This window comes from Streptomyces lycii, assembly GCF_009735685.1.
GTDB lineage: Bacteria > Actinomycetota > Actinomycetes > Streptomycetales > Streptomycetaceae > Streptomyces > Streptomyces lycii.
Genome location: NZ_WHPN01000306.1, coordinates 1 through 3,751, shown reverse-complemented (window position 1 = coordinate 3,751; position 3,751 = coordinate 1). Strand labels below are relative to the sequence as shown.

1 protein-coding gene is annotated in these 3,751 nt (G+C 76.1%); it reads right to left on the bottom strand.

Annotation, left to right across the window (positions count from 1 at the left end):
• Positions 1–17: 17 nt before the first annotated feature.
• Positions 18–3,086, bottom strand: coding sequence for a bifunctional [glutamine synthetase] adenylyltransferase/[glutamine synthetase]-adenylyl-L-tyrosine phosphorylase (locus tag GCU69_RS18400; protein WP_098751612.1), 3,069 nt, complete (start codon positions 3,084–3,086; stop codon positions 18–20).
• Positions 3,087–3,751 lie beyond the last annotated feature (665 nt).

The following is a 3,751-nucleotide window of genomic DNA, read 5'->3' as shown; positions in this document are numbered from 1 at the left end:
GCGGGCCCTGCCGCTCCCTAGGACTCCGCGTCGTAGAACAGCCGCTCCACGACCGTCCGGGCGCGGCGGGTGACGCGGCGGTAGTCGTCGAGCATCTCGCCCGCGCTGCCCAGCTCGTAGCCGAGATACCGGCCCACGGCGGCGCGTTCGCGGACGTCCGCCGGGAAGGTGTCGCCCGGCCGGCCGCGGACCAGCATCACCGCGTTCCGCATCCGGGTCGCCAGCAGCCACGCCTCGTCCAGCGTCCGGGCGTCGTGCGGGTCGAGCAGCCCCGCGTCGCGTGCGGCGAACAGGGCCTCACGGGTGCCGGTGGTGCGCAGGCTCGGCTCCGCGTGGGCGTGCCGCAGCTGGAGCAGCTGCACGGTCCACTCGACGTCGGAGAGCCCGCCGCGGCCCAGCTTCGCGTGCGTCGTCGGGTCGGTGCCGCGCGGCATCCGTTCCGACTCCATCCGGGCCTTGAGACGGCGGATCTCGCGGGCGGCGGCCTCGTCCAGCCCGCCCTCGGGGTAGCGGAGCGGGTCGATCAGTTCGACGAAGCGGCGCCCCAGCCCGGGATCCCCGGCGACGGGGCGGGCGCGCAGCAGCGCCTGGCTCTCCCAGACCTGCGACCAGCGCCGGTAGTAGGCGGCGTACGAGGTGAGGGTGCGCACGAGCGGGCCCGTCTTGCCCTCGGGGCGCAGATCCGCGTCGACGAGCAGCGGCGGGTCGGCTGAGGGCAGCTCCAGCAGCCGGCGCATCTCGTTGGCGACCGCGAACGCGGCCCGGGCCGCCTGCTGTTCGTCGACGCCCTCGCGCGGTTCGTGGACGAACAGCACATCGGCGTCGGAGGCGTAACCCAGCTCGGCGCCGCCGAAGCGGCCCATGCCGATCACGGCGAAGCGGGTCGGCAGGGTGTCGCCGAAACCGGCGCGGACGGCGGCGCGCAGGGCACCGGAGACGGTGGCCGCGGTGAGGTCGGACAGGGCGGTGCCGACGCGGTCGACCCGCGGGCCGAAGTCCTCCTCGGCGGGCGTCTCCTCGGTGCCGTACGTGCTGATCAGGTCGGCCGCGGCGGTGCGGAACATTTCGCGGCGGCGCACCCCGCGGGCGGCCGCGACCGCCTGCTCGGGCCCCTCGGCGCGGCCCACCGCGGCCAGCACCTCCTGTTCGAGGTGGGCGCGGTCGCGCGGCCGCAGCCCGCCGGGGTCACCGAGCAGCGCCACCGCCTCGGGGGCGCGCATCAGCAGGTCGGGGGCGAGCCGGCCGCCGGAGAGGACCCGGGCGAGGTTCTCGGCGGCGGCGCCCTCGTCGCGCAGCAGCCGCAGATACCAGGGGGTGGTGCCGAGCGCGTCGGACACCTTGCGGAAGTTGAGGAGCCCGGCGTCCGGATCGGCCGAGTCGGCGAACCACTCCAGCAGCACCGGCAGCAGGGTGCGCTGGATGGCCGCCTTGCGGGTGACGCCGGAGGCCAGAGCCTCCAGATGGCGCAGGGCGGCGGCCGGGTCGGCGTAACCGAGGGCTTCGAGGCGCTGGCCCGCGGCCTTGGGGCTGAGCCGGACGGCACCCGGTTCCAGCTGGGCGACGGCGTCGAGCAGCGGCCGGTAGAACAGCTTCTCGTGCAGCCTGCGGACCTCGCGGGCGTGCCGCCTCCACTCCTTGCGGAGCCGGGTGACGGGGTCCTCGCCGCGGTCCCAGCGGTAGGCGGTCGCCAGCGAGCGGGCGATCCGGCGCAGATCGGCCTCGCCCTCGGGGACCAGATGGGTGCGGCGCAGCTTGTACAGCTGTATGCGGTGCTCCATGGAGCGCAGGAAGCGGTACGCCTCGTCGAGCGCGGCGGCGTCCTTCCGGCCGACGTAACCGCCCGCGGCGAGGGCGGCGAGCGCGTCGAGCGTGCTGCCGCTGCGCAGCCCGGCGTCGGCACGGCCGTGCACCAGCTGGAGCAGCTGCACGGCGAACTCGACGTCGCGCAGGCCCCCCGGGCCGAGCTTCAGCTCACGGTCGATCTGGGCGGCGGGGATGTTCTCGACGACGCGGCGGCGCATCTGCTGGACGTCGGCGACGAAGTTCTCCCGCTCGGCGGCCTGCCAGACGAGCGGGGCGACGGCGTCGGCGTACGCCCGGCCGAGCGCCTCGTCCCCGGCGACCGGGCGGGCCTTGAGCAGCGCCTGGAACTCCCAGGTCTTCGCCCACCGCTCGTAGTACGCGAGATGGCTGCTCAGGGTGCGCACCAGCGGGCCGTTGCGGCCCTCCGGGCGGAGGTTGGCGTCGACGGGCCAGATGGTGCCCTCGGCGGTGGTGTCGGAGCAGAGCCGCATCAGGTGCGAGGCGAGGCGGGTCGCGGCGCGCATGGCCTCCGCCTCCTCGGTGCCGTCGACGGGCTCGGCGACGGGCTCGGCCACGAAGATGACGTCGACGTCGGAGACGTAGTTGAGTTCGTGGCCCCCGCACTTGCCCATCGCGATGACCGCGAGCCGGCAGCGGGCCGTGTCCTCGGGCGCGGCGTCCCCGGCGATACGGAGCGCGGCACGGAGCGTGGCCGTGGCCAGGTCGGCCAGCTCGGTGGCGGCCGCGGCGAGGTCTATGGTTCCGCAGACGTCACGCGCGGCGATGGACAGCAGACAGCGGCGGTAGGCGGCGCGCAGGGTGTCGGCGTCGTGGGCGTCGTCGAGGCAGCGGGTGAACTCCTCGACGCCGGGGTGCAGGTCGGCGGACTCGTACGTGGCAAGATCGTGCCAGTCGAGCGGGTGCCGCACGAGGTGGTCGCCGAGCGCCTCGGAGGCGCCGAGGACCCGCAGCAGCCGGTCCCGGAGCGGCTTCGCGCCGATGAGGGTGCCGAGCAGTTCCTGCGGCCCGCCGGCCGGGTCGCCGCCGGGCCGCTCGTGGTCGCTCAGGGACTCCACGAGGCGTACGAGCTGGCGCAGCGCGAGGTCGGGGTCGGCGGTCGCGCCGAGGGCGTCGAGCAGCATCGGGTCGCCCCGCACGGCGGAGAGCGCCGGCAGGTCGAGCAGCCGTTCCGCCGTCGCGGGATCGGTGAAGCCGTGCCGCAGCAGCCTTCCGAACCGGCTGTCCCGTCGTCCCTGCTGCACCCGGCCACCGCCTTCTCGCATGTTGATCGCCTCGGCCCGCCCCGAGCCTAGTCGCCGTCCGGCGGGGGCGTGAGACCGACGAGGCCGGTACGGCACCGGGGTCACCGGAGGGGCCTGGGCGGGGTGCGGGGGTGGGTGCGGGTGCGGGGGTGTGCGGGGCGGGGTGCCGGCAACGGGTGCGGGTGCGTAGTGGGGTGCGGGTGCGCGGGGCGGGTGCGGGTGCGGGGGTGTGCGGGGCGGGGTGCCGGCAGCGGGTGCGGGTTCGTAGTGGGGTGCGGGTGCGCGGGGCGGGTGCTGGGAGTGAGTGCGCGGATGCGCGGGGCGGGTGCGGGAGCGCGGTGCGGGTGCGGGAGCGGTCCGCGGGGCGGCGGCGGGTGCGCGGGGCGGGTGCGGGAGCGCGGGGCGGGAGCGCGGGGCGGGAGCGGGAGCGGGAGCATGGTGGTGCCGGGGCCGGGCCCTCCGGGAGGGGGGTCCTCCACCGCATATTTACGGCCGCCTGGACGGGGTCGGAGAGTCCGCCCGGTGGTGGCGGCCACAAATACACGTAAGCGTGGAGGACCCCCCTCCCTCCGGACCCGTCCCCTCCCGCCGTCCCCCGGCTGCCGCCCGTCGTATGGTTCGGGCCCCCCGGTTGTCGTCGGGGTCCGGCGGTTTTCGGGTCCGGGCGCCCTTCCGGGCCTGTCCGC